This window comes from Mycolicibacterium monacense (assembly GCF_010731575.1).
Taxonomy (GTDB): Bacteria; Actinomycetota; Actinomycetes; order Mycobacteriales; family Mycobacteriaceae; genus Mycobacterium; species Mycobacterium monacense.
The window spans coordinates 522,286-548,057 of the sequence record NZ_AP022617.1; the positions used below are offsets into that span (position 1 = coordinate 522,286).

At 67.6% G+C, this 25,772-nt stretch carries 25 protein-coding genes; 12 read left to right on the plus strand and 13 right to left on the minus strand.

Features of this window, described 5'->3' with window-relative positions:
- Positions 1 to 287 precede the first annotated feature (287 nt).
- From G6N49_RS02555 to G6N49_RS02565, 3 genes are all read left to right on the plus strand, one after another.
- Positions 288 to 1,517 (plus strand): CaiB/BaiF CoA transferase family protein, encoded by a 1,230-nt coding sequence (locus G6N49_RS02555; protein ID WP_083044736.1) that lies wholly within the window; start codon positions 288 to 290, stop codon positions 1,515 to 1,517.
- Between the two features lie 154 nt (positions 1,518 to 1,671).
- Positions 1,672 to 2,448 carry an SDR family NAD(P)-dependent oxidoreductase gene (locus tag G6N49_RS02560; protein WP_041925347.1) on the plus strand — a complete coding sequence of 259 codons (777 nt, stop codon included), beginning with the start codon at positions 1,672 to 1,674 and terminating at the stop codon, positions 2,446 to 2,448.
- A 52-nt stretch (positions 2,449 to 2,500) separates the two neighbouring features.
- Positions 2,501 to 3,070, plus strand: a complete 570-nt coding sequence (locus G6N49_RS02565; protein WP_083044735.1) for a hypothetical protein — start codon at positions 2,501 to 2,503, stop codon at positions 3,068 to 3,070.
- On the opposite strand, the gene G6N49_RS02570 is transcribed toward G6N49_RS02565, so the two are convergent.
- Genes G6N49_RS02570 through G6N49_RS02625 form a run of 12 tightly spaced genes read right to left on the minus strand, consistent with a single transcriptional unit; the run spans position 3,067 to position 14,088 of the window.
- A complete protein-coding gene (locus G6N49_RS02570) occupies positions 3,067 to 3,807 on the minus strand; it encodes an alpha/beta fold hydrolase (protein ID WP_083044734.1) in 741 nt (246 codons plus the stop codon). The two genes, G6N49_RS02565 and G6N49_RS02570, sit on opposite strands and share 4 nt — an antisense overlap.
- Positions 3,808 to 3,829: 22 nt before the next feature.
- Positions 3,830 to 4,726: a TIGR03619 family F420-dependent LLM class oxidoreductase gene (locus tag G6N49_RS02575; RefSeq protein ID WP_179967818.1), complete on the minus strand. Its 897-nt coding sequence runs from the start codon at positions 4,724 to 4,726 to the stop codon at positions 3,830 to 3,832.
- 34 nt (positions 4,727 to 4,760) lie between these two features.
- The gene (locus tag G6N49_RS02580; protein ID WP_083044794.1) at positions 4,761 to 5,876 is read right to left on the minus strand and encodes an acyl-CoA dehydrogenase family protein; all 1,116 of its coding nucleotides are present in this window, start codon (positions 5,874 to 5,876) and stop codon (positions 4,761 to 4,763) included.
- 50 nt (positions 5,877 to 5,926) lie between these two features.
- Entirely contained in the window at positions 5,927 to 6,517 is a 591-nt protein-coding gene (locus G6N49_RS02585; RefSeq protein ID WP_011856481.1) for a flavin reductase family protein, read from the minus strand.
- 26 nt (positions 6,518 to 6,543) lie between these two features.
- The gene (locus G6N49_RS02590; RefSeq protein ID WP_083044732.1) at positions 6,544 to 8,034 is read right to left on the minus strand and encodes an aldehyde dehydrogenase; all 1,491 of its coding nucleotides are present in this window, start codon (positions 8,032 to 8,034) and stop codon (positions 6,544 to 6,546) included.
- 9 nt (positions 8,035 to 8,043) lie between these two features.
- Complete coding sequence (locus tag G6N49_RS02595) at positions 8,044 to 8,826, minus strand: enoyl-CoA hydratase/isomerase family protein (protein ID WP_011856479.1); 783 nt, start codon at positions 8,824 to 8,826, stop codon at positions 8,044 to 8,046.
- Complete coding sequence (locus G6N49_RS02600; protein WP_110807620.1) at positions 8,823 to 10,430, minus strand: class I adenylate-forming enzyme family protein; 1,608 nt, start codon at positions 10,428 to 10,430, stop codon at positions 8,823 to 8,825. Before G6N49_RS02600 ends, G6N49_RS02595 begins: the two co-directional genes overlap by 4 nt.
- On the minus strand, positions 10,430 to 10,945 hold the full coding sequence (locus tag G6N49_RS02605; RefSeq protein ID WP_011856477.1) for an aromatic-ring-hydroxylating dioxygenase subunit beta: 516 nt from the start codon (positions 10,943 to 10,945) through the stop codon (positions 10,430 to 10,432). Before G6N49_RS02605 ends, G6N49_RS02600 begins: the two co-directional genes overlap by 1 nt.
- 2 nt (positions 10,946 to 10,947) lie before the next feature.
- Positions 10,948 to 12,237 carry an aromatic ring-hydroxylating oxygenase subunit alpha gene (locus G6N49_RS02610; RefSeq protein WP_083044730.1) on the minus strand — a complete coding sequence of 430 codons (1,290 nt, stop codon included), beginning with the start codon at positions 12,235 to 12,237 and terminating at the stop codon, positions 10,948 to 10,950.
- Entirely contained in the window at positions 12,234 to 12,695 is a 462-nt protein-coding gene (locus tag G6N49_RS02615) for a Zn-ribbon domain-containing OB-fold protein (RefSeq protein ID WP_011856475.1), read from the minus strand. The genes G6N49_RS02610 and G6N49_RS02615 overlap by 4 nt, the downstream gene beginning before the upstream one ends.
- Positions 12,692 to 13,810, minus strand: coding sequence for a thiolase family protein (locus tag G6N49_RS02620; protein ID WP_083044729.1), 1,119 nt, complete (start codon positions 13,808 to 13,810; stop codon positions 12,692 to 12,694). The genes G6N49_RS02615 and G6N49_RS02620 overlap by 4 nt, the downstream gene beginning before the upstream one ends.
- A gap of 32 nt (positions 13,811 to 13,842) precedes the next feature.
- On the minus strand, positions 13,843 to 14,088 hold the full coding sequence (locus G6N49_RS02625; RefSeq protein ID WP_011856473.1) for a hypothetical protein: 246 nt from the start codon (positions 14,086 to 14,088) through the stop codon (positions 13,843 to 13,845).
- 194 nt (positions 14,089 to 14,282) lie between these two features.
- Between G6N49_RS02625 and G6N49_RS02630 the strand changes: the two genes are divergently transcribed.
- The 8 genes from G6N49_RS02630 to G6N49_RS02665 are packed head-to-tail and all read left to right on the plus strand — an operon-like array spanning position 14,283 to position 22,541.
- Positions 14,283 to 15,197: an alpha/beta fold hydrolase gene (locus G6N49_RS02630; protein ID WP_083044728.1), complete on the plus strand. Its 915-nt coding sequence runs from the start codon at positions 14,283 to 14,285 to the stop codon at positions 15,195 to 15,197.
- Positions 15,198 to 15,224: 27 nt separating this feature from the next.
- Entirely contained in the window at positions 15,225 to 16,049 is an 825-nt protein-coding gene (gene hpaH, locus G6N49_RS02635; RefSeq protein WP_083044727.1) for a 2-oxo-hept-4-ene-1,7-dioate hydratase, read from the plus strand.
- Entirely contained in the window at positions 16,046 to 16,816 is a 771-nt protein-coding gene (locus G6N49_RS02640; RefSeq protein ID WP_271035536.1) for an aldolase/citrate lyase family protein, read from the plus strand. The genes hpaH and G6N49_RS02640 overlap by 4 nt, the downstream gene beginning before the upstream one ends.
- A gap of 40 nt (positions 16,817 to 16,856) precedes the next feature.
- Positions 16,857 to 18,029: an acyl-CoA dehydrogenase family protein gene (locus G6N49_RS02645; protein WP_011856469.1), complete on the plus strand. Its 1,173-nt coding sequence runs from the start codon at positions 16,857 to 16,859 to the stop codon at positions 18,027 to 18,029.
- Positions 18,030 to 18,041: 12 nt separating this feature from the next.
- Positions 18,042 to 19,064, plus strand: coding sequence for an acyl-CoA dehydrogenase family protein (locus G6N49_RS02650; protein ID WP_083044792.1), 1,023 nt, complete (start codon positions 18,042 to 18,044; stop codon positions 19,062 to 19,064).
- Complete coding sequence (locus G6N49_RS02655) at positions 19,061 to 20,212, plus strand: acetyl-CoA acetyltransferase (RefSeq protein WP_083044726.1); 1,152 nt, start codon at positions 19,061 to 19,063, stop codon at positions 20,210 to 20,212. Before G6N49_RS02650 ends, G6N49_RS02655 begins: the two co-directional genes overlap by 4 nt.
- The gene (locus tag G6N49_RS02660; RefSeq protein WP_110807618.1) at positions 20,213 to 21,712 is read left to right on the plus strand and encodes a class I adenylate-forming enzyme family protein; all 1,500 of its coding nucleotides are present in this window, start codon (positions 20,213 to 20,215) and stop codon (positions 21,710 to 21,712) included.
- A 13-nt stretch (positions 21,713 to 21,725) separates the two neighbouring features.
- On the plus strand, positions 21,726 to 22,541 hold the full coding sequence (locus G6N49_RS02665) for a mycofactocin-coupled SDR family oxidoreductase (protein WP_083044725.1): 816 nt from the start codon (positions 21,726 to 21,728) through the stop codon (positions 22,539 to 22,541).
- A gap of 10 nt (positions 22,542 to 22,551) precedes the next feature.
- Here the strand turns inward: G6N49_RS02665 and G6N49_RS02670 are convergent, their stop codons facing one another.
- Entirely contained in the window at positions 22,552 to 23,088 is a 537-nt protein-coding gene (locus G6N49_RS02670; protein WP_083044790.1) for a hotdog domain-containing protein, read from the minus strand.
- A 225-nt stretch (positions 23,089 to 23,313) separates the two neighbouring features.
- Between G6N49_RS02670 and G6N49_RS02675 the strand changes: the two genes are divergently transcribed.
- Positions 23,314 to 25,770 (plus strand): CaiB/BaiF CoA-transferase family protein, encoded by a 2,457-nt coding sequence (locus G6N49_RS02675; protein ID WP_083044724.1) that lies wholly within the window; start codon positions 23,314 to 23,316, stop codon positions 25,768 to 25,770.
- Positions 25,771 to 25,772 lie beyond the last annotated feature (2 nt).

Sequence of the window (25,772 nt, forward strand, 5' to 3'; positions counted from 1 at the left end):
TCTTGACGCATAACCACGTTAGTACCTAGCCTGTGGCCGGAACCACATTATTGTCGACTTTGTGGTGTAGGAGGCGCGGTGTCGAGACACGGTCAGTCGGTGCGGTTCGCTTCGCACGACAATGCTTACCTAGTAACCTATGTGACGATGTGCTTCACGCTTCGACATGCCCGATGAGCACTGATACTGTCTTCGGTCAATGTCGCATCGGTGAGTCGGTTTGGATCCATGAGCGCATATGGCGCCGGACGAATTCAGCCCGGCAACCAAAATGGATGTGGGGCTAAATGCAAAAGCCGATGACCGGTGTGCGCGTCCTCGAAGTCGCCCAGTTCACTTTCGTGCCCTCCGCAGGTGCGGTGCTCGCTGACTGGGGTGCCGACGTCGTCAAGATCGAGAACCCGGTGACCGGAGATGCGCAGCGCGGACTGGTCAGCGTTCAGGGACGGTCCGCTACCGCACCGGGGGTGTCGTTCGCACCCACGATCGAGGCGCCCAACCGCGGCAAGCGCAGCGTCGGCCTCTCGCTTGCGCTCAACGAGTCGCGACCGGTCTTCGAGGAACTCGTCCGTCGCAGCGATGTCTTCCTCACCAACCACCTGCCCCAGGCACGGGCCAAGCTCCGCATCGACCTCGACGAGATACGGCGCATCAATCCCGCGATCATCTACGTCGCGGGCAGTGGCTTCGGCAGCGAAGGGCCCGACAGCGAGACAGGTGCGCACGACGTGACGGCGTTCTGGGCCCGTGCGGGCAGCGCCGAGGGTGTCACGCCCGTCGACTCCGAAGTGCCGACGGGCATGCCCGCCGGGGGCTTCGGCGACAACATCGGGGGCATCACCATCGCCGGCGCGGTGGCCGCAGCGCTGTACGGCAGACAGACGACGGGCCAGACGTCGGTCATCGATGTGTCATTGCTGGCGGTGGGAGCATGGGCCAACCAGTTCAGCGTCAATCTCGCCATGCTCTACGGCTGCCCGCTGCCCAAGATCGACATCCGCACACAGGCGCCGGGCAACCCGCTCACCGGTGCGTATCGCTGTTCCGACGGCCGCTACATTCAGCTTTCGATGCTGCAACCGACCCGATATTGGGCTCCGCTGTGCCGCCTTTTCGGCCTGTTCGGGGCCGCCGACGACGAGCGGTTCGGATCCCTGGAGTCGCTGGCGGCGCACGCCGACGAAGCGATGAGGCTGATTTCCGGGGCGATCGGCACCAGGACCTTCGATGAGTGCAAGCGGCTGCTGAATTCCTTCGGCGGACAGTGGGCGCCCGTGCAGGACGCCTGGGAGGTGGCCAACGACGAGTCGCTGATCGCCAACGGGCGCATCGCCGACGTGGTGGACGTCCACGGCATCAAGCGCAAGCTGGTGGCCAATCCCGTGAAATTCGACGAGGCGGACGCACAGCTCACCCGGGCGCCGATGTTCGCCGAGCACACCGACGAGGTGCTGCGGGAACTGGGACTCGACGACCTCGACCTCGTCGAGCTGAAGATCGAAGGCGCGATCACCTGAATCTGGCAGTAGTGTCACCTGCCGAAGGGCTGCGACGCGATGCTATTCCACCGGCAGGGAGATTTTCGCGCGCGGTGACTTCGCCCGGCGTGTAAATGGCGTAATCTTCTGACAGTCGCGTCATGTTTGGAGGGAATGGTCGGTGGATCTGGGGATCGCGGGCAAGGGGTACGCCATCGTCGGCGGCACGGCGGGGATGGGTTTGGCCGCCGCGCGGGCACTCGCCCGCGAAGGCGCCGCCGTCGTACTGATCGGACGCGACGAGGCCAAGGCGAAGAACGCGGCAGTCGCCGTGGCGGACATCGGCGCCGCGGCGGCGCACGGCCTCGTCCATGACGTCAGCCAGCCCGGCGTGGCCGTCGCCGCTGTCGAAGAGGCCGTGGCACTCCTCGGTAGGCTCGACGGGATCGCGATCACCATGGGCACGGCCGGCATGATGCCGATCGACTCCGACGACGACGCTTGGGAGCAGGCGTTCCGCGACGTGCTGCTGGCGACCACCCGCAGCGTCCAGGCCGCCCTGCCGCACCTGGCAGCCACCCGGGGCGCAATCGTCACCACCGCGGCGTACTCGGCGCGCTCGCCGCACGAGCCGCGGCTGCCCTACGCGAGCCTCAAGGCGGCGGTGGCCACGTTCACAAGGGGGATCGCCCGCACGCACGGCAAGGACGGCATCCGTGCGAACAGCATCGCCCCCGGCGCGGTGGAGACCGACGCTCTGCACGCGATCCGGGGATATGTCGCCGACAGCAAGGGTTACCCGTACGAGGAAGCGCTGGAGCGCGCACTGGTCGAGGACTTCGGCTTCGACGCAGCATTGAAGCGACCCGGTCAGCCCGACGAGATCGGGGCACTGATCGCCTTCCTGCTGTCCGATGTCTGCGGATTCGTCACCGGCCAAACCATTTACGCCGACGGCGGCGCACCGTAGGAGAGTTGTGACCGATACAGGACAGACCGATCATTGGCGGCATCAGGGACCGATGCCGCAACGTGGCGGACCGCACTTCGCCGACCTCGTCGAGCAGCTCCGCCGGGTGCAGGACGGATTCGTGGGTGCCCGACTGCCCTCGGAAACCGGAGCCGTTGTGCTGGAGCAACTTTCGGACATCGCCGACACTCTGGCAGCTCATCAGGTAGCGCCGCTCGACGCCCCGGCGGGTGCGCGGCTGGATCTGCCCGGGCGGGGACACCCGTTTCTGCCGCCGCACGTCGTCGACGAATGGACCGAAACACGCGTGCGTGCGCACGTCACGTTCGCCCGTTATCACCTGGGCGGCAACGGCGCAGCGACTGGGGGAGCCCACGCCGTGCTGTTCAACGAGATCCTCGGGCGGCTCAGTGCCGGTGGCGGCCGCCCACTGTCGCGAACGGCCTACGTCCACGTCAACTATCGCAGCGTGACTCCCATCGGGCGCAGGCTCGCGATAGAAGCGACGCTCGACCGGATCGACGGGCGTAAGCGATTCGTCTCGGGACGGTTGCTCGACGGGACGGTGACGGTCGCAGACGCCGAAGGGTTGTTCGTCGAATTGTTGCCCGGTCAGCCCTAGACGCTCCGCAGCCGGCACCGCTCGACGAGGACTTCCGCCAGGCGGACGGGGTGGCTGAACATGAGCTCGTGACAGGCGTCGACCGGAATCACCTCCTGCACGCCACCGAGCGCGGCGATGCTCGCATGCTGGGACTTGACCGACAACGCCCGGTCGCGGGTGGTCAGTATCCAGGTGCGCGGGACGTCCTCGGGAAGTGTGCTGCGGTCCACGGGCTCGCCTGGTATACGAGCGGATTCAACGTACAACTTCGACAGCGTCAATCGGCGTTGTGCGGGTGTCATGCCGTTGCAGAACGCCCACCGCGCCGCGGGAGCCGGAATCTTCATCGGCCTGCCGATTCGTGCGGCATGTCGGGCGAAGACCGCCAACGGACCGCCGAGGGTGTCCGCGATGGAGAGGCCCTGCGGCGGAACGAATGCGGTGGCCAGGATCATCTCCCGCACCCGCGAGGAACCGAGTTTGGCGACGACGCCGGGTACCGTCACCCCGGCCATCGAGTGGCCCACGATCACGACGTCACCCAGACCCGCGGCCTCGATGTCTGCGACGACGGATTCCACCCACTCGCCGATCGTGGCGGTCGCGAGGTCTCCCGGCTTGTCACCGTGACCCGGGAGATCGACTGCGAGAGTGCGCAGTTCCGGTGCCTGACGGTGTATTTCGGCGAGGACGAGATCCCAGCAGTCGGCTGCGTGCTCGCCGCCGTGGACGAGGACGAGGTCGGGTAGAGCCATGCTGCGCCATCCCTCCGTGCGGTCAGCGATGAATCAGCTGGGACGCCAGCACATCGATGTCGGTGCGGAAGTCGGTGAAGCTCCTGCTGGCCGGCTCGATGGTAATCCAGGTCACCCCCGCCTCGGCGTAGGCGCCCAGGCGTGGTTGCACCGACGTGCAGAATTTCGCGCAGTCGCCGCTGACGAGCAGGTCGGCCTCGAACGGGACAAACGACACGTCGGCCGCGGCCCGGTCGAGTTCGGCGCGCCGCTTGTTGATGGTTGCGATCCAGTCGCCGAGGGTCGCGATGTCTTCGAGCGGGCGGGCGCGGGTGATGGCAGCCATCTCGCCCGATGCAGCCATCGGCATCCAGCCGTCGGCCACCTCGACGACCCGGCGCTGCGCGGCTGCGCTGTTGCCCCCGATCCAGATCGGAGGCCCGCCGGTCGTCAGAGGTGGCGGCAGCGCGATGTGTCCACTCACCCCGAACTCCGGGCCCTCGTGGTCGTCACCCGCCCAGGCCGCCCGCCATGCGCCGATGGCTTCATCCAGCAGCGCGCCGCGGCGGCCGAAATCGGCGCCCAACGCCTCGAACTCCGATTTCAGGTAGCCCGCCCCGGTGCCCAGTGTGAAGCGGCCGCCGGAGAGCACATCGATGCTCGCAGCCGCCTTCGCCGTCAGATACGGGCTGCGGTAACCCGATACCAGGATGTAGGTCATCACTCGCATGCGGCTCGTCGCGGCGGCGGCGAAGCTCAGCGAGACGAACGGGTCGAAGGCGTGGTGGCCGCCGTGGGCCAGCCAGGTCTTGTCGGGATACGGGTGCTCGGACATCGAGAAACCGTCGAAGCCGGCCTCTTCGACCAGTTTCGCGACATCGCCGATCGTGGCACCCTCGCACCATCGGCTCCAGTGCTTGACCGCACGCATCGGGAACATCAGGTTGTAGCGCACATTGTTCCTATCTCTACGACTATCTCAACAGTGACCGGGAGATGACTTCGCGTTGGACTTCGGTGGCGCCTTCGCCGAGGCGTTTGACGCGCAGATCGCGAAACCAGCGTTCCAGCGGCAGTTCGGTGGAGATGCCGAGCGCACCGTGGATCTGTATGCACCGGTCCAGGACCCGGTACGCCGCTTCCGTCCCGTACATCTTGGCCACCGACGCATCCACCCGGACGTTGTGTCCGAGATCGGCGTTCCACGCCGCCTGATACATCAGGAGCCGCGCGGCGCGCAATTCCACCTCGCTCTCCACCAGCATCCACTGGATGCCCTGCTTGTCTGCGAGCTTTCCGCCGAACACGTCGCGGTCCTTCGCCCACCGGCAGGCCAAGTCCAGCGCGCTCTGTGCGATGCCGATCGGCCCGGCGGCGTAGATGATCCGACCGTGGATGAGGAAGTCACTGGCCATCGAGAAGCCTTGTCCTTCGACGCCGATCAGCTGTTCCGCGGGTATCGCCACGTTGTCGAAATTCAATTCGTAGGGCGCGAAGGAGGCCATCACCGGAATCCGGCTGAACGTCACACCGGGGGTGTCCTTTTCGACGATGAACGCCGAGATACCGTCGCGCCCTTCGCCGGTGCGCGCGTACACCACTCCCCAGTCGGCGCCCGGCGCATGTGAGATCCACATCTTGGAGCCGTTCAGTACGTAGCCATCGCCGTGCCTGGTCGCCTTGAGCCGGATCGCCCGCGCCGGATCCGAGCCGCCGGAGGCTTCGGTGATCGCGGTGTAGGCCTTCGACATTGTGCCGTCGATGATCGGGCGGGCGTATTTCTCGAACTGTTCACAAGACGCCTTGAACATGATGTTGGGCGGGTTGCCCCCGAAAGCGCCGAGCGCCGGAAAGAATGCTCCCATCCGGCATTTCGCCGCCTCTTCGGCGACCACCACCTGGCCCAGGACGCCGAGCCCGGCGCCGCCGTACTCCGTGGGTGTCTGCAGCGACCACAGCCCGAGCTCGCGGGCCTTCGCCTGCAGCTCGACGAGCAGTTCGAGTGGCAGCCCTGTCGCGTCGTGACCCAGCGTCTCCTCGATCGGATGCACGTGCGCAGCCATGAACCGGCGCACCGTGTCGCGCAGCATCACCAGTTCGTCCGGCAGCTCCCATGCGCCAGACGGAGAATCGCCGGCCACTAGACCCGTGCCGCGGCCGCCGCCCGCAGATCGCGTGCACTCTGCAGCTGCGGCTCGTGATTCGCTTCGTACTGCTCGACCCATTCGTGCGGCAACCTGCCCCACGCCTCGCCGATTCGCAGCCGTTGCTCGGAGCTGAACACCTCCGCGGCCACCACGTCGCCGACGAAGATGGTGTTCTCGTCGTTGTCCAGTGAGCCAGTGATCCTGCACTCGACGTAGCTGTGCGCATCGAGCAGGATCGGTGCCCCCGTGACACCGGGTTTCGTCCGCAGTTTGGCGATCTTGTCACCGTCGCGGCCAGAGCTGCCGCCGAGGGTCATCAGGATCTCCATCGACTTGTCGATCTCGTCGGGGCCGGCGGACAACATATGCATCACGAAAATGCCGGAGTTGACCAGCATGTCGTGCGACTTGTTGTATTTGGTCAGGCTGACTGTGGCGCGGGGCAGCTCCGGCACGATGCTGGCCGAGCCGGCCGACAGCGACATCAGGCCGTTGGCGAAGCCGTTGTCGATCGTGGTGACCGCCACCGGGAACGGCCGCAGACCGGCCAGGACCTTGTCCGCGGCAGCGAGGTCGATCGTCATGTGTTTCTCCTTGCTGGTCGGCACGCTCATCCGAGCGTGAATGGGTCGCGGGTCGCCCCGGACAGTTCCACCCACACCGCCTTGGTCTCGGTGAAATCCTTCACGGCATCGATGCCGTTCTCGCGGCCGATCCCGCTGTATCCGACGCCCCCGAACGGAACATGCGGAGCGACAACGCGATAGGCGTTCACCCACACCGTTCCGGCCCGCAGCTTGGCGGCCACCCGGTGCGCGCGGTGGACATCCTTGGTCCACACCGCGCCGGCCAACCCGAATTCGCTGGCGTTGGCCGCGGCGACGGCCTCGTCCTCGTCGGTGAAGGTCATCACCGCCAACACCGGCCCGAAGATCTCCTCGGCGACCGCCCGCATCGAGGGATCCACCCCGGTAAGCACCGTCGGTTTGACGAACAAGCCGCCGAGCTCGGCGGCGGGCTCGCCGCCATAGGCCACCGTGGCGCCCTGCTCGCGCGCGGAGGCGAAGTGCGACAGCACCTTCTCGTACTGCGGTTGATTCGACACCGGGCCCATCTCGGTCGTCGGATCCTTCGGGTCCCCGAGCTTGATGGTCGCCGCGCGTGCGACGATGCGCTCGACCAGCGCGTCCGCGACGCTCTCGTGGACGAGCAGGCGCGAGCCCGCCAGGCAGGTCTGGCCGGTGGCCGCGAACACGCCTGCGATCACGCCGTTCGCGGCTGCGTCGAGGTCCGCATCGTCGAAGACCACCTGAGCGGACTTGCCGCCGAGCTCCAGGGAGAACCGCGTCATGTTCTCGATCGCGGCCTTGCCGACCTGAATGCCGGTGGCGGTCGACCCGGTGAAAGCCACCTTGTCGATACCCGGGTGGGATGCCAGCGCAGCGCCGGTTTCCGGACCCCAGCCGGTGACGACGTTGATGACGCCGGGCGGAAAGCCGGCCTCAGCGAACAGCTTCGCGAACGCGAGTGTCGACGCCGGGGTGTGATCGCTGGGTTTGACGACGAACGTGCAGCCCGCGGCGAGGCCGGCGGCCAGCTTCCACGTCAGCAGGAGCAGCGGTGAGTTCCACGGCGTGATTGCAGCGACCACGCCGACCGGCTCATGGCGGGTGTAGACCAGGTAATTCGGCTTGTCGGTGGGCACCACCTCGCCCTGCAGTTTGTCGGCCAACCCGGCGTAGTAGAAGTAGTACTCGGGCAACGAACGCATCTGGCTGACCATTTCGCGAATCAGCTTGCCGCCGTCTCGCACTTCCAACTCCGCCAGCTGCTCCGCTTCGCGCGCGATGATCTCGCCGAGGCGCCACAGCAACTTCCCGCGGGCGGTCGCGGTGAGGGTGCCCCACGGCCCCTCCAGCGCGGCGCGCGCCGCGGCCACTGCGCGGTCGACGTCGGCGCTGCCGCCGTCGGGGACACGCGCCCATGGGCGGCCGGTGTACGGGTCCACGCTGTCGTAGGTCGCGCCGGATGCGGCCGCCGCCGGTTCGCCGCCGATCAGCAGGTCGAATGTGGCCAGCTGCTCGGTCGTGATGTCAGTCATGCCGCCTCCTCAGCGAGTGCGGGGTCGCTTCTTGTTGTTGAGCGAATCGGGGGTGGCACCGGCATTGCCTATGTGGGTGTAGGACAGCCCATGCCGGGCGGCGATGCTGGGTGGGAGGTCCCGGGCTTCCCACATCGCGCGCACCGTGCCCTGGATGCCCTGCGGCCGGCGTGTGGCGATCTCTGCCGCCAATTCCGCTGCGCGGATGCGCAGTTGATCGTCGGGTACGACCTCGGTCACGAGGCCCACACGCAGCGCGGTCGCAGCGGTCATCCGCTCCTCGCTGCCCAGCAATGCCCAGCGCATCACCTCGCCGTAGGGCACGCCGAGGGCCAGCATGCCCATCGGCTCGAGCGCCGAGACGATGCCGGCATTGGCGTGCGGGTCGAAGAACGTGGCGTTCTCGGCGCAGATCGCGAAATCGCATTCGCTGACGAAGTACATCGCACCGCCGGCGACGATGCCGTGCAGGGCGGCGATCACCGGCTTCCACACCTTGTGTCCCTTGGGGCCCAGGAACGCGCCGGGATCCTCCTGATTGAAGATCGGCAGGTGCTTCCACCATGTGCCCTCGGAGACATCGAGTCCGCTGCAGAAAGCGCGCTCACCGTTTGCGCGCAGCACGGCGACCCGGATGTCGTCGTCATCGCGTACGCGGGCCCAGACGGTCGCGAGCTCGGCCGCCATCTCCTCGGTGAAGCTGTTCAACTTCTCGGGCCGGTTCAGCGTCACGGTGGCGACGTGGTCGGCAACGTCGAATTCGATGGTGCGCAGGTCGGGCTTGTCTGTCACGGCCGCTCCTCAGTCGATCCGGTGGATACCGGCATCTTCGCACCGGCGGCGGCGACTTCGGTCACCTGGTTAGCGATCTCGCGTTTCAAGATCTTTCCGGCCGGGCCGAGCGGAAACTCCTTCCGGAACACGAAGCGGCGTGGCTGCTTGTAGCCGGCCAGCTCCGCGCGGCACAGCGACACGAGTTCGGCGGTCAGCGCGTCTCGGTCCTCGACGTGCGTCTTCGGAATCACCGCCGCGACCGGCGTCTCACCCCATTCCGGGTCCGGCACGCCGACCACCGCCACCATGTCCACTCCAGGATGCTGGGCGATCACCCGTTCGATCTCGGCGGGATAGACGTTGAAGCCGCCGGAGATGATCAGGTCGGTCTTGCGGCCGGTGATGTGGAGGTACCCGTCTTCGTCGAGGTATCCCAGGTCGCCGCTGTACAGCCCGTCGGGGCGGAACGTCTCGGCGGTCTGCTCGGGCCGGTTCCAGTAGCCGATCGCATTGGCGGGGCTCACGATCACGATCTCGCCGACCTCCCCGGCCGGGGCGTCGTTGCCGTCGACGTCGACGACGCGGATCGCGCACATCGGCGTCTCCTGGCCGCAGGACGTGGCGATCGAGGTTCTGCCCGCGAGGATCTCGCGGTGATCCTGCGGGGTCAGGATGGTGGCCTGCCCGCCACATTCGGTGAGCCCGTAGCGCTGCTGGAGATCGCAGCCGAGCAGGTCCATCGCCTTGCGGGCCAATCCCGGAGGCACCGGCGCGGAGCCGTAGGAGATCCGCCGTAGGCTCGACATGTCGCGGGGCGGGCCGTCTTCGAGAATCGCCAGCGTGCGGTGCAGCATCGTCGGGATGAAGGTCGTGAAAGTGATGGCGCTGCGCTCGATCTCGTCGATCACTGCCTGTGGGTCGAAACGCTGGTGAATTACCATGGTCTGGCCGAGGTAGAGCCACGACACAGTCCGTACCATTCCTCCCGCGGTGAAGAACGGCGTGGTGGCCAGCATGACGTCCGACCGGTTGGCTTCGGTGACCAGATTCGTGTCCGCCGCCTGGTAGAGCAGACCGCGGTGGGTGTGCATGACCCCTTTCGCACGACCGGTGGTGCCACTGGTGTAGAGGATCACCGCGACGTCGTCGGGTGAGACGTCGCTTCGAGGAGCGGCGGGCTGCGCCTGGGCCAGGGCGGTCTCGTAGTCGGTGACGACCTCGTCGGCACCGGTCGAAGACCGGGCGCCGATGCCCAGCACGAGTGGGAGGTCGGTCAGTTCGCCGAGAAACCGCTCGAGGTGATCGGCGTGGATGACCACCGCACGCGCGCCGCAGTCATCGCGGACGTGGGCCACCTCGTCGGGGGCGAGCCGGATGTTCACCGGCACGGCGATCAGTCCCGCTTTGGCCAGTCCGAACGAGATCTCCGGCCACTCGATGCAGTTGCGGGCGATGACCATCACCCGGTCGCCGGGCATGAGGCCCCGGCCGGTGAGGAAACCAGCGAGCCGCCGGGCCCGCGCGTCAACCTCAGCCCAGGTGTGCACCCGGTCGGCCTCGACGAGCGCGCGCTTGTTCGGATAGCGGCGCGCGTTGTTGGTGGCGATGTCTGAAATCAGCATCAGATCAAGAAGGCCAATGTCTCGACCGGTCCACCGGCGTCGACCAGGTGCACGATCTTGCGGACGAGCCGCAGCCCGTCCGGCGATCGCCGAATGGTGTGGCTCACCCGCCCGGCCCAGAAGCGTTGTCGAAGACGGTATTCGAACAGCGCGAAATTGGACTCCACTGTGACGGTATCGGCGCCCTCGTCGACCACTTCGCTGTTGGAGATGACGCGGCGCAGGACCGACGGCGGGGTCTGGGAGTGGCGATTGCCGGTGTTGAGCTGGGCAACCCGGCTCTTGATCCGTCGTCGGTTGTCGTTGATGTAGGCCAACGTGGTGCGCGGATCGTCCTCTGGGTGCATCGGTACCCGGTATTCGACCCCGGCGTCGTCATCGGCCCACAGCGCCTCCCACTCCGAGTAGCGGCCTTCGTCGGCCAGGCGCGCTTCCAGATAGAGGAACGACAGGATCTCGTTGTCCGGCAGGGGCCGCAGCGTGGGCCGTGTCTGGGGCGCAGTGTTCGCGGTCATGTTCACGCCTTCCCGCCGACGACGGTCGCCCACTGTGAGTAGAACCCCCGCTGTGGCGTCTCGGCGCTCTTGTCCCGGTTGATGATCCCGGTCTCGTCGGTGATGTCGCCCTCCACGCCGCGCGCCAGCACCAGCCACTCCGGCAGTTCGGCGGCAAGGCCCGCCTGGTTGCGCATGCCGATCTCACCGTCGTCGGCGATCAGGAAGCCGGCGGGGCCCATCGCCCCCTCGGAGCGCCGCAGCGTGCGCACGTTCAGGTCGTCCTGGCCGGGGATCAGCACCGCGGTGGTGTAGGCGACCGTCCGATCGGGCGCCTGCGGTTCGACGAACATGACGTTCATCTCGGCCAGGAACAGGTTGGGCCAGATGAGCGTGTGCGGCGGCCCCACCACCAGCGCATCGTGCGCCTGTTCGGGACCGTACGCCGATTCCAGGTCGGCGACGTAACCGGCCAGCTTCGCGCGCGGGATACGGCCGTACCAGATGAACTCCTCGTCCAGCTTCCGGTATTCGTCGCTGTAATCGATCTCCGAATGACCGTTGCCGAGGTCGCGGACGAGCACGTCGACCTTGGTCGGGACATGTGACACCTTGGCGGGCTTGATCGCGTCGTACACCGAGGCGTGCGTGAACAGGGCGTGATATCCGTCGACGTTGTTCTCCACCACCATCTTCCAGTTGGCGTGGTGAAGGTGCTTCATCCAGTTGGCCCGCAGATCGATTTTGCGGGTAGGGGACAGGTTGAGGAGTCGGTCGATCGCGTGGGTCGCGTTGCCGAGGTGCTCACGCAGCGAGACGCCCTCGGCCGCCAGCGACGCGAAGACGAAGCCGCCGTAGTTGTCCACCCGGGGCGCCTGAGCGAGGCCCAGTTCGGAGCGGACCTCGTTGAACGCCTCGCCGTAACCTTCCCGCATCGGAACACCCTGCAGCGCACCGGTGTTGTTGAATGTCCAGCCGTGATACGGGCACCGGAACGAGTTGGCGTTGCCCTTCTCGGCGTTGCACAGCTTGTTGGCACGGTGTGTGCAGCGGTTCAGCACCACGCGTACGACGCCGTCCTTGCCGCGTACCACCACCACCGGGTCGCGGCCGATCATCCGGGTGAGGTAGTCGCCGGGCTCGCTCACCTCGCTCTCGTGCGCGACATATACCCAGCCGGTCTTGAAGATGGTGTCCATCTCGCGGCGGAAAATCTCGGCCGACGTGTAGACCGACCCGTGTACCCGGTCAGTCCGGATGATCGAATTCACATCGAAATCGTCGATGGCGTTTCCTGTTTCGAGAGTCGTCACGCGTCTTCCTCCAGGGTGTCGATGGCCGGTATCACGACGTCGCCGAGCCGGCGGAAGGCGATGTGCACGGCGGTGCCGATGCGCGGGGCCGTATCGGTGGGCCGCGCGGTCGTCATCACCAGGCGATGTCCGCTGTCCAGTTCGACGTCGACGATCGGGTAGGGGCCACGTGCGTGCACGAGCCCGGGCTCGCGCCGGTGCATCAGCGTGGCGGCGTGCACGGTGCCGTGCGGAGCCACCGCGCGCCAGCTGCGATCACCGCCCCCGCAGCCGTCGCAGATGTCCTGCTCGAGTTCCAGTGGTTTCGCGCATGCGGCACAGAACGGCAGCATCACCTCGCCCCGCTGCGCCGCGTCGTACAGCGGCGCCAACACCTCGTCACCGGCGGCGGGGGCCAGCGAGGGATCCAGTAGCCAGTCGTCGAGGATCTGGTCGGCGTGGTCGGCCGCAGTGCTCATGCCGCCCGCTCCAAAATCAGTGCGGCGTGGTGGTCCAGCCGGCCGCCGATGCCGCCGACCAGGGCCACGGCGGCATCGGGGACCTGGCGCTGCCCGCCGGCGCCGCGTAACTGGATCACGGCCTCGGCGAGCGGCGTCATGCCCTGCAGGTAGAAGCCGGAGAGCTGACCGCCACCGGTGTTGGTGGGCAGCGTGCCACCCGGGCCGGTGTGGCCGTCGCGGACGAAGGCGCCTGCGGGTACGCCGCCGGTGAGACGGTATTCGTCGAGCAGCACCAGGGTGACGATCGAGAACGGGTCATAGAGCTCGGCGACATCGAGGTCCGATCGGGACATGCCGGCCTGGTCGAGCGCGTCCTCCACCGCCCGGCCGCCGCCACCGAACCACGACTCGGCGCCTGCCCGGCGGCGACGCACCGGATGGTCTCTCCCGGCACCGCGCACGCGAACGCGCGTGGTGCCGACCGAAGCTCGACCGGTGAGCACCACCGCGACAGCGCCGTTGACCGGTCTTGCGCAGTCCAGCAGCCGCAGCGGTTCGGCGATCATCGGACTTCGCTGGTAGCCGTCGTCGTCGAGCGGTTCACGGTTGACCGCGTGGGGATTGTCCTGCGCCCAGCGTCGCGCCGTGGTGGCCACCGAACGCAGCGCCTCGGCGCCGGTTCCGGTGACGTGCAGCCACCGCTGGGCCAGCAGCGCGTAGGTCGGCACCGAGCCGAGCAGGCCGGAGGCCCGCTCCAGGCCGCGCGTTCCGTTGTTGCCGCCGCTCTGCGCGTAGGTCGATCCGGCACCCCGTCCGGCCACCAGCGGGGCATCGGCGAATACGCACAGCACGGTGGAGGCCTCGCCGGTGGCGATCGCGTGGCGCGCGCGCTGGATCATGGCAATCGTGGTGGCGCCCTTGATCTCGACGTGTTCGAGCAGGCGTAGGTCGGCGAAGCCACCCTGGGCGGCGAAACCGACACCGAGCCGATCCGGCCGCACGCCCTGCGAGGAGCCGACCAGCAGGCCGTCCACGTCACCGCGCGCAATGCCGGCGTCGGCCAGCGCGGCGCCGCTGGCCTGAGTGGCCAGTTCCACGGGTGTCTTGCCGGGGCGCAACGACATGGGCGTCATGCCGAGGCCGACGAGGTCGACGTGTGGGACGCTCAAGGCTGCTCCGTCCCTCCACGTTCGCCGCGGTAGTTGCCCACCCGCAGCCATTCGTCGCGGTCTTCGGGGGTGGCCAGGGTGAAGCTGGCCAACTCCAACGGGCACAGAAAGACCTGCTCGCCGCTTTCGAGGTCCTCGACGAGCAGGCGAGGGCCGTTGCCGTTGACGTCCAACGACAACCGCACGGCCGCGAACTCGTTGACCAACTCAGCGAGCACGCGGCGTCCCGCCGGGGTGTTCACACTCCAAGTCTTACCGCATACAAGTGTCAGAATCAATCGACCGCCATCTGTTGCTCGTCGGCCTGACAACGACTCGATGCGGGCGTGTAGGGGTTTCCTACATGCGTACTTCCCGCTTATGCGAACATGGAGGCACGTGCTGGGCGATGACAGCAGAAGTTGACAACGCTGTCAGAAACGACTGAAGGGGCGAGATGACCGAGGCGCAGGCATCGCATACCGAGGCAGTGGTCGACACCGCGAACTACCGCAGCATCTGGATGTTTCTGAAGGATCTGGAGTTCCGGCAGGGCTTCGTCGACATCACGGTCAACGGCGCCGCGGTGCGCACCCGCTACGCCGAGGCGGGCCGGCCCGACAAACCGCACGCGATATTCCTGCACGGCACGGGCGGGCACTGGGAGACATTCGCGCCCAACCTCGCCGCGCTGTCCGAGCACTTCCACTGCGTGGCCATCGACATGGTCGGTAACGGGTTCTCCGGCAAGCCGGACTACGACTACGAGATTCCCATCTACGTCGAGCACGTCCTGGGCGTGCTGGACCACTTCGGCATGCCCTCGGCCAGCTTCGTCGCCATGTCGCTGGGCGCGTTCGTCGCCTCGGCCGTGACGGTCGGCCACCCCGACCGGGTGGACAAGGTGATCCTGATGTCGCCGGCCGGACGGGAGGCGTCGGCGTCGAACATGGCGCGTATTCGTGAGGAACGAACGAAGGCGGTCAACGAACCGACGTGGGAGTCGTTGCACGCCGTGTTCGCCCACTTGATCGCCGACGAGGGCAATCGGCTGCCCGATCTCATCGGTTTGCGTCAGGCGGTCTACCGGCGCGAAGACACCCGCAAGACGATTGACCGACTGCTGATCCTGCAGGACGAGACAGCGCGCCACCGGAACCTGATCCCGGACGACAAGTGGCGCAGCATCAAGGCGCCGGTGATGATCGTGGCCTCAGGCAAGGACCACGGCGTGTACCAGGACACCGCGCGCACCATCGCGGACCTGATCCCGAACTCCGAGGTGTTCGAGATGGCGTCGGTGCGACATTGGCCGCATTTCGAGGATCCCGAAGCCTTCAACGCCGCCGCGGTCGAGTTTCTCACGCGATGAGCGCTTGCGCGAAGAGGATCAGGCACAGTGGGTAGGCCCGCCGAGGCCGAGCTCGCCGACATAGCGCGCCGGCTCTATGCGGCCGAGCAGACCCGCACGCCGATTCGGCAACTGTCACTGGACTTTCCGGACATGACGATCGAGGACGCCTACGCCGTGCAGCGGGCGCTCGTCGAGCTCAAGGTCGCCGACGGCCGGGTTGTCAAGGGCCGCAAGATCGGACTCACCTCCAAGGTGATGCAGCGGGCGGTGTCGATCGACGAGCCGGACTACGGCGCGCTGTTCGACGACATGTTCTTCGACGACGGCGGTCGTGTCCCGCCCGATCGCTTCATCCGGCCCCGCGTCGAGGTCGAGTTGGCATTCGTGCTCGGCGAGGCGCTCCGCGGGCCGGGCGTCACGTTGTTCGACGTATTGCGTGCCACCGAGTTCGTCACCCCCGCGCTCGAGATCCTCGACGCCAGGGTCCAGATGTCGGACCCCGAGACCGGTCACCTGCGCACCATCGTCGACACCATCGCCGACAACGCCGCGGACGCGGGCCTGGTCCTGGGCGGGCGGGTGTTCCGGCCGTTGGACGTCGACCTGCGCTGGGTGGCGGCGCTCCTGCTGCGCAACGGCACGATCGAGGAATCCGGGGTGGCCGCCGCCGTGCTCAACCATCCCGGCAACGGCGTCGCGTGGTTGGCGAATCGGCTTGCGCCGCACGGTGTTTCGCTGCAGCCCGGTGAGGTCATCCTGTCCGGATCGTTTACCAAACCGGTGTTCGCGGAGCCGGGGGACACCTTCGTCGCCGACTACGGGCTGCTGGGCACCGTGTCCGTGTCGTTCGATCGGAGCGACGCGCCGTGACGAACCGGTGGACGCAGCGCATCGGTGACGGAGCACCGCGGTTCGGGATGTGGCTCGCCTCGGGCAGCGGCTACGTGACCGAGATCTGCGCCGGGTCCGGAATCGACTGGCTGCTGCTGGACCAGGAGCACGCGCCCAACGACCTCCGCACCACGCTCGAGCAGTTGCAGGTGCTGGCCGGATACCCGGACGTCGACGTGCTGGTCCGGCCGCCATCGGCCGACCCAGTGTTCGTCAAGCAACTGCTCGACATCGGTGCGCAGAACCTCATCGTCCCGATGATCGACAGTCCTGCTGAGGCGGCCGCCGCAGTGGCTGCCACCCGGTATCCGCCCGAGGGCGTCCGCGGGGTCGGGAGCGCCCTGGCGCGCGCTTCCCGCTGGAACCGCATTTCTGACTATCTTGTCACCGCCGACGCGACGGTGTCGTTGACCGTTCAGGTGGAGACCGTCGCAGGCCTGGCGCAGCTGGGCGAGATCGCGGACGTCGACGGGGTGGACGCGGTGTTCATCGGTCCCGCCGACCTGGCGGCGTCGATGGGCAAACTCGGCCGGCCGGAGTCTCCGGAAGTCGTGAGCACCATAGAAGACGCATTGGCGATGATCGTGGAACACGGAAAGAGCGCCGGGGTGAACGCGTTCAACGAGTCGGTGGCGCGGCGCTACCTGCGGGCCGGCGCGAGTTTCGTGCTCGTGGGCGCCGACGTGACGCTGCTGGCACGCGGTGCGGAACGGCTGGCGGCCGCCTATCGGCAATTGGAGCAATGACCTTTATTTCTGACTATCGTGTCACCTATACTTTCGGATCATGGACCTCGACTTCACGCCCGATCAGATCGAGTTCCGTGACCGGGTACGGACCTGGCTCGACGAGAACAAGCCGACCGAACCGCGCCCCCGCGACGACGCCGGCATCCGCGAATACGACCTGGCCTGGCAGCGCACGCAGTGGGACGGCGGCTGGGCCGGCATCGCCTGGCCCACCGAGTACGGCGGTAAGGGCCTGACCCTGCTGCAGCAGCTGATCTGGTACGAGGAATATGCCGCCCGAGGGTTCCCAGGCATCGACGCGTGCTTCGTCGGTAACTCGCACGCCGGGCCGACCCTGATCACCCGTGCCACCGACGAGCAGAAGTCCTTTCACCTGCCGAAGATCCTTCGCGGCGAGGTGATCTGGTGTCAGGGGTTCTCCGAGCCCGACGCCGGGTCGGACCTGGCGGCGTTGCGGACCAAGGCAGTGATCGACGGGGAGCACCTGGTGGTGTCGGGGCAGAAGCTGTGGACCAGTTTCGCGACGGTCGCCGATTATCAGGAGCTGTTGGTGCGCACCGACAACACCGGGAGCAAGCACACCGGCATCACCTGGGTGATCTGCGACATGCGCACACCGGGCATCGACGTGCGACCCATCGAGACCATCGAGGGTGGAGCGGAGTTCTGCGAGGTGTTCTACGACGACGTGCGCATCCCGCTGTCCAACGTGGTCGGCGAGCTCGGCGGCGGCTGGTCGGTCGCGATGGCGACGCTGTCCTTCGAGCGCGGCACCGCGTTCACGGCCAACCAGGTGCGGTTGGCCAAGATCATCGAGGATCTCATCGACTACGCCCGCGACCACGTCGGTCCGGATGGCCGCAGGCCCGCCATCGCCGACGACGACATCGCGCGGCGGCTGGCGCGGGCACGCGCCTCGGTGGCTTCGCTTAGGGCGCTCACCTACACCAACATCTGTGAGGCGATGAAGACCGAGACCCCCGGTCCTCGTGGCTCGATCGTCAAGCTGATGTACGCCGAATTGGCCAAGGAGATCGGGAAGTTGGCGATGGACGTCGTCGGTCCCGCCTCGATTCGGCACACGTCGCGCTGGGACGCCGACGGCTGGGTGGGTTACTACTACTACAGCTTCTCCCAGGCCATCGGCGGCGGCACATCCGAGATTCAGCGCAACATCGTTGGCGAACGCGTGCTGGGACTGCCGCGATGATAGGAGATGGTCGTGAACCTGCTGCCCGAAACTGAGCAACTCGAAATCATTCAGGCGGCGGGAGAATTTCTCGCCGAGCGGATGCCTGTCGAACGAATCCGCGCCGGTCGACGCGCGGAAGCAACAGTGAGCGAAGAACTTTGGCGCGAAGGCGCCGAGATGGGCCTGCTCACACTGGGACTCGACGAGGAGTCCGGCGGGTCGGGCCGTCCGTTCGACGACGAGGTGCTGCTGTTCATCGAACTCGGCAAGCGACTCGCGCCCGGCCCGTTCCTTGCGTGCACGCTGGCGGCCCGAGTGGCCGCCGGCTGCGGGGACGTCGCGCTGGCGGAGCGGATCGGTTCCGGACATGCCTCGGTGGCGCTCGCGGTGTTGCGCGGCGACGGCGACGCCCGGCCGGTCAAAGGCACCTTCGACCTGTTCGACCCGGCAGGCGCCTCGCATGCGCTGGTGGTGGCCCGCAGCGGCGCCGCACTTCTCGACATCGATTCGCTCGGCTCGCTGACCCGCGTGGAAGCGGCGGACCCGGGCACCCGAATCGCCTCCGCCACAGTCGAGTCCGCCGAACCCCTACACTGGCTGCCCGCCGAGGACGAGTGGATCTGGGCGCGAGCCACGGTACTGGCTGCGGCCTACCTCACCGGCCTCGCCGCGGCGGCAGCGGCGCGGGCGACCGAACACGCCAAGACCCGCGAGCAGTTCGGCAAGCCGATCGGTGTGCACCAGGCGATCAAGCATTCCTGCGTCGACATGGAGATCGCGGCTGAGGCCGCCCAGGCACAGACCTTGTTCGCCGCGATCACGCTCGCGAGCGGACGCGCGGACGCGCTGCTGCAGGTGCTTTCCGCCGCAACGGTGGCGGGTTCGGCGGCCGTCGACAACGCCGCCGCGGGCATCCAGGTGTTCGGCGGGATGGGCTACACGTTCGAAAACGACATGCACCTCTATCTGAAGCGCGCCCACGTGTTTCGGCATCTCTTCGGCGAGCCGACCGACGTGCTCGCTGAGCTGCTGGCGCAGGACCGCGCCCAGTGAGCGGCACCGTCGCCATCGCAGGCGTCGCCCTGTCCGACGTCGGCCGCGTCGACGACAAGGGTCCTTATGAGCTGATGGCCCAGGCGAGTCGGCGCGCCCTGGCCGATGCCGGGCTGACCCCCGGCGACGTCGACGGCCTGGCTTCCACCGGACAGGGCACGCTGCCCCCGGTCGACGTCGGCGAGTACCTCGGGCTGCAGCCGCGCTGGATCGACTCCACTGCAGTCGGCGGCGCGTCGTGGGAGGTGATGGCCGCACACGCGGCGGATGCCATCACCGCCGGACATGCCGACGTGGTGCTGCTCACATACGGTTCGACGGCCCGCTCGGATCTCCGGAAGGGACTGCGGGGCGCCAGCATCAACTGGGGTGCGCGCGGACCTCTGCAGTGGGAGGCGCCCTACGGCCACACCCTGATATCCAAGTACGCCATGGCCGCGCGGCGACACATGTACACCTACGGCACCACCATCGAACAGCTGGCCGAGGTCGCCGTATCCGCCCGGTTCAATGCGGCTGCCAATCCAGAGGCCTATTACCGCGACCCGATCACCATCGACGACGTCCTGGACGGCCCGATGATCGCCGACCCGTTCACCAAGCTGCACTGCTGCATTCGCAGTGATGGTGGTGCGGCCGCAGTACTCGTCAGCGCGGAGCGTGCGAAGGATCTGCGAAGCAAGCCGGTCTGGGTGCTCGGTGCCGCCGAGACCACCTCGCACATGCTCACCTCGCAGTGGGACGACCTCACCGTCGGCCCCGCCGCGGTCAGCGGGCCACTGGCCTTCGACCGTGCCGGCGTCTCGCCGTCCGACGTCGACGTCGCCGAGATCTACGACGCATTCACCTACATGCTGTTGCTCACGCTGGAGGACCTCGGCTTCTGCCCGAAGGGTGAGGGCGGCGGCTTTGTCGAGAAGGGCTCGTTGCGATTGGGCGGCGAACTTCCCACCAACACCGACGGCGGCGGCCTCTCGGCGTGCCACCCGGGTCAACGCGGGTTGTTCCTGTTGGTGGAGGCGGTACGCCAACTGCGGGGAGAATGCGGCCCGCGGCAGACACCCGACGCGAGGATTGCCTGCGTCAGCGGCACCGGCGGGTGGTTCTGCTCAAGCGGCACAATGATTCTCGGCGCGGAGGAGCCCTAGGTGGAGCGTGCACCGCTGCGCGCGGACGTCGGTGACACCCGATCGATGCTGGAGGCGGCCGCCTCGGCCCACGGCGACCGGGAGGCCTACGTCGAGCCGGGTGCACGGACCACCTTCGCCGAATGGATCGGCCGCGCCCGCAGCGTGGCGGCCCAGTTCGCCGGCCTCGGCATCGGCAAGGGCGACGTGGTGATGCTGTGGCTGCCCTCGGGCGTCGACTACGCGACGTGTTACGCGGCGGCGGCGATGATCGGGGCGATCACCACCGGACTCAACCCGCGACTGGGCCGTCGGGAGATCGAATCGATTCTGCAGCAGGCAGATCCAGCGTTGATCGTCGTCGACGAGCAGCTCCCGGACCTGCCCGCCGGAGGTCAGCGGGTGTTGCGGCGGTCCGCGTTGTCGACCTCTTCGACCGGTGCCGTCCCACCCAGTGTCGCCCTCGGGCCGCGTGACCCGGTCGCGCTCATCTTCACCAGCGGGACGACGGGAGCACCGAAGGGCGCGGTGTTCGACGCCGAGCGGTTGGCGGCCGGCGCCTTGGCAGCGGGCGTCATGAGCGCGCCCTACGACCGCCGTCTCACGTCGACCCCGTTCGCCCACGCCGGCTACATGTTCAAGCTATGGGATCAGCTGGTGTGGGGCGTCACGCTCGTGATCCCGCCAACGCCGTGGTCGGCACCGGGCATGTTCGGCATCCTGCGCGACGAGCGCGTCACCGTGGCAGGCGCAGTCCCGACCCAGTGGGCCAAACTCCTGGACCTCGAGGGCGTGAGCCCGCAGGCTCTGCCACATTTGCGGGTCGGGGTATCAGCGACGGCACCCGCGCCCCCCGAACTGGTCCGCGGGGTGGCCGAACGGATCGGTGTCCCGCTGGTGGTCCGGTACGCGATGACAGAATGCCCCACCATCTGCGGCACCGAACCCGGCGATGCCGCCGAGGTCCAGTTCCGCACCGTCGGGCGGCCGGCCGACGGAATGACCGTGCGCGTCGGCCCCGACGGGGACGTCGAAGTGAGCGGTCCGTGCGTGATGCGCGGCTACTGGCGCAATCCCGAACTCACCGCAGAGGTGCTGCGCGACGGCTGGCTGCGCACCGGCGACATCGGCGTGCTCGGCGACGACGGCAACCTCGTGCTGGTGGGACGCCGCGGTGACATGTACATCCGCGGCGGGTACAACGTGCATCCGGGCGAGGTGGAGCGGACGCTGACCGGCCATCCCGGGGTGAGAGAGGCCGCCGTGGTCGGGCGGCCCGCACCGGTGATCGGCGAGATCGGTGTCGCGTTCGTGGTCCCGGTGGACGCCGCCGATCCGCCGACACTGGCCGAGCTGCGCGCCCACGTGGCCGCAGAACTGGCCGACTACAAGGCGCCCGACGAACTTCTCGTCGTCGACGAGCTGCCCCTGACGGCGATGCTCAAACCGGACCGGCTCGCACTGCGCGAGCTGATCACCAAGCACGACAGCGATATTCAACGTCGACAACCGACACGATGAGAGGAATTCAACCATGGGGAATCTGGACGGACGGGTAGCGTTCATCACCGGTGCGGGACGGGGCCAGGGCCGCGCCCACGCGGTCCGACTCGCCGCTGAAGGCGCCGACATCATCGCGGTGGACATCTGCCGCGACATCGACTCGATGGACTACCCGAACGCCACCCCCGACGATCTCGACGAGACCATCAAGGCCGTCGAGAACCAGGGCAGGCGGATCATCGCCCACCAGGCCGACGTCCGCGACGCCGATGCACTGCAGCAGGCCGTCGACGAGGGCGTCCGCGAGTTCGGCCGCCTCGACATCGTGGTCGCCAACGCAGGCATCATCCGGCTGAGCGGCGACGGGGACCGACGCAAGATCTTCCGCGACATCGTCGACGTGAACCTGATCGGGGTGTGGAACACCGTCGAGGCCGCGCTACCGGCGCTCATCGACGGCGGTCGCGGTGGATCGATAGTGCTGACCAGCTCCAGCGCGGGTCTGAAGGGTACCGGCACCGACCGCGCCGGCGGACAGGCCTACACCGCCGCCAAGCGCGGCCTGGTCGGCCTGATGCAGGTGTGGGCTAACGAGTTGGCGCAGCACTGGATCCGGGTCAACACCATCCACCCGACCGGCGTGGCGACGGGCATGGTGATGAATGAGACGATGGCCAAGCTGCTCGAGGCCAACGACACGGCCGTCTCGGCGATGCAGAATGCTCTGCCCATTCAGGTGCTGATGCCAGAGGACATCGCCGGCGCGGTGGCGTGGTTGGTCTCCGACGAGGCCAAGTTCATCACCGGGGTGGCCTGGCCGCTCGATGCCGGTTTCGCGGTGCGCTGAGTTCGGCGGCTCACGGTTGGTCGGCGCGCAGGGCCACGAACAGTCCCTCCGCTTCGGCGCATAGGGTGTCGCCGAAGGTGATCTCCGCCCGGAGGACGCGTTTGCGACCCTGCTCGCTGACAAACCAGCCGCGCACCGCGAGTTCTTCGCCGACCGGAGTGATGGACCGAAAGTCCGTGTGCAGATACGCGGTTCGCGACGGCGCCCGATCACCGGAGTTGGCCAGCCGACCGAGCACCTCGTCGAAAAGCAATGGAATGGCGCCGCCGTGCACGGCTCCGCCGCCACCGAGGAAGTAGCGGCCGAACGTGACGGTGCCCTCCACGCTCAAGTGGTCGCCCGCAATCGGAATGAAGTTGGGGGACATGGTCTGCCCGCGGCCGGGCAGATCAAGGCGCCGCGCGAAGATCTGTCGCCGTTCGGGAACCGCGGCGTCGGCCAGTCGATCGGCCCACCGTCGGAGGTCTTCGGTCAACTCCACCGTCGTGGCGGTGTCCGGCGCTGCGGCGGCCACACCGTCGAGGAAGTCGCGCAGTTCGGAGATCATGTCGCCGTACTCGGCGCCGCCGCCCGGATTGCGCAGGTTCGGTTCGTGCCAGGTCCGGATCGGCGGGAATCCGCCCCGTTCGGCGTGCTCGTCGGTCATAGCGTGGACGCATCCGTCATTTTCGCAAGAGTAATGCATTGACATTAATCTTGGACGCTGTGATGCTGGCGTGGCGTGCGTCACAACACGCTGACGAGATCTGCGAGCGCTGCGTAGGGAGCGAATATGCCGGAAGTCGGCTCGGCGTCGGGTGGTCCACTGGCCGGCCTGGTGGTCGCCGACCTGTCGACGACCCTGCCAGGGGCTCAGGCGACGCAGTTCCTCGCCGACTGCGGTGCCGAGGTGATCATGGTGGAGCCGCCGGACGGTAGCCCGTTGCGGGACCTCGCCGGTTGGCCCGCACTGTTGCGCGGCAAGCGCAGCGTGACTCTCGATCTGCACGACGACGCCGACCTGGACCGGTTGCGGACCCTGCTGGGTCGGGCCGACGTCATGGTGAACACCATGCGGCCCACCACGGCGGAGCGCCTCGGCCTCACCCACGACGCGTTGTCGGCGGCGTACCCGCGACTCGTGGTGGCAACGATCACCGGGTGGGGTTCCACCGGACCGTTCCGCGACTACAAGGGCTGGGAGGCCCTGGTGATGGCGAAGACCGGCGTCATGCACGAGAAACGGGGACTTGCCCCGCGGCCCGGGCCGGCGTACATCACCTTCGCCTACGCGTCTTGGGGCGCGGCTCACGCCGCCGTCCAGGGCGTGCTGGCCGCGCTTCTCGAGCGGGAGACCAGCGGGTGCGGCCAGGCCGTCGAGACCAACCTGGTCACCGGCATGGGTTCGATGGATCCGTACAACTGGTTCTACGAGATGGTGCTCGAACGGTATCCGGGGGCCTTCGAGCCGATGGACGCCGCCTACGACGATCAGGGCCGGCCCCAGGCCTACCTCATCTACGCACTCCTGGTGTGTCCCACCAAGGACGGTCGGTGGCTGCAGTTCGCTCAGGTGTCACCCAAGTTGATCGGCGCGTGGCTCACCGAGCTGGACCTGCTGAAGGAACTCGCCAACCCGAAGTGGCAGGGCTTCCCCATGCTGCCGACCGCCGAGCTGCGCACCGAGTGGTGGGACATGATGATCGAGCGGGTGGGGTCGCGCACGCTCGCCGAATGGCAGCAGGCGATGGCGGAGAACCCCGACCTCAGCGGCGAACTGTTCCGCACTCCCGAGGATTCCCTGGACCACCCTCAAACGGCATACGAGGGCCGGTCAGTCACCGTGACGGACCCCGAGCTCGGGCCGGTGCGCCAGCCGTCGACCCTCATTCACGCAGACGGCAGGCCGTTGACCGAGCTTCGACCGGCTCCGCGACTCGGCGAGCACAACGAGGCCTTGTCCGTCGCGAATTGGGATGAACCCGTGCCGAGTGTCCCTGGCTCTGCCCCCGATGACCCGCCGCTGAAGGGCGTGACGGTGCTCGAGTTCGGCAGCATGTTCGCAGGCCCGTACGGCGCGACGTTGTTGGCCGATCTGGGTGCCCGCGTCATCAAGGTCGAACCGCTTGAGGGCGACAACATCCGCAACCTAGTCGCGTTCCCCGAAGCCGGCGGCGCAAAGGTGTTGCAGGGCAAGGAAAGCGTCGCGATCGACTTCACCAAGCCCGAGGGTCTCGACCTGGTCTACGAACTTGCGAAGCGGTCCGACATCGTGCTGCAGTGCTTCCGCGGGAAGGCAGCCGAACGGTCGAAGATCGATGAGGCCTCACTCAAGGCGGTCAACCCGGACCTGGCCTTCGTGACGACGTCCGGGTACGGCGTCGACGGGCCGTTCGCGCACCGCGCCGCCTACGCACCGTCCGTCGGTGCGGCATCCGGGATTGCGCTCATCGACAGCCACGATCCGGGCGATGCTCCCGCCGACCTCGACGATCTCCACCGCCGGGCGGTCCAACTCCACGCGGGCGGAGCCGTCCCGGCCGTGCAGTCTGATGGCATCGCGGCGCACGGTGTCGGCTCGGCTCTGCTGGTCGCGCTGTACGCCAAGCGTCGCGGAACGATTCTGTCGAACGTGGTCACCACCATGCTCGGCACCGTGCAGCAGGCGATGATCCCCTACAACGCGAGCTATGCCGCGCGCCCGGCGAATCCGGCCGCCGACGACCAGTTCTTCGGCATGAGCGCGCTCTACCGGATGTACCCCGCGGTCGACGGCTACGTCTTCCTCGCCGCGCCGCTACCGCGTGAATGGCCCGCGTTGGCAAAGGCCTTGTCGCCCTACGTCGACCTCCATGCCGACGAACGCTTCGCCGACGCCGACTCCCGCGCCGCCCACGACGACGACCTGGTCGCTGCGCTGACCCCCGTATTCGCGACCAAGACCAAGCTGGAGTGGGAGCGCGAACTGTCCGCTCAGGACGTCGGTTGCGTCGAGGTCGTCGAGGCCAACTCCGAACTGGTGCTGCAGACCGATCCGTACTTCGAAGCCGGATACGCGGTGGAAGCGGTCAGCCCGATCTTCGAGGAGCACCGTCGGTTGGCGCCGCTGTGCCGGTTCTCGCGGTCGCGCACGAAGGCCGAGGCGGGCTGCACCATCGGCCAGCACACCGATGCGGTGCTTCGTGAGCTGGGACTGGACGAGGCCGCGATCGCCGACCTGAGAGCCAAGGAGGTCATCGGCGGTAGCTGATG